General features: G+C 61.2%; 1 protein-coding gene. It reads left to right on the plus strand.

Annotated features, from left to right (window positions below; genetic code table 11):
• Positions 1 to 479, plus strand: a 479-nt coding sequence (locus AC1D0P_RS28925) for a polyphosphate kinase 2 family protein (protein WP_477679880.1), incomplete at both ends; no start/stop codon positions are given.

The raw sequence follows: 479 nt of genomic DNA on the forward strand, positions 1-479 counted from the left end.
GCGCTACACGGCGCATCTGCCGAGCGCCGGCGAAATGGTGCTGTTCGACCGCTCCTGGTATAACCGTGCCGGCGTCGAGCGCGTCATGGGCTTCTGCACGCCTGACGAACTGGAAGAATTCTTCCGCTCCGTGCCGGAATTCGAGCGCATGCTCGTCCGCTCCGGCATCATCCTGATCAAATATTGGTTCTCGATCACCGACGAGGAGCAGGAATTCCGCTTCAACATGCGCATCCACGATCCGCTGAAGCAATGGAAGCTCTCGCCGATGGACCTCGAAAGCCGCGTCCATTGGGAAGACTATACCAAGGCCAAGGAAGAGATGCTGGCCCGCACCCATACGCCGGAAGCACCCTGGTGGGTCGTCGAAGCGGTCGACAAGAAGCGCGCCCGCCTCAACATGATCAGCCACCTGCTGGGCCGGATCCCGTATGATGACGTCGAGCGGCCGGAAATCGTCCTGCCGGAGCGCATTCACC

The sequence above is a fragment of the Polaromonas sp. P1_G2 genome (genome assembly GCF_056405515.1).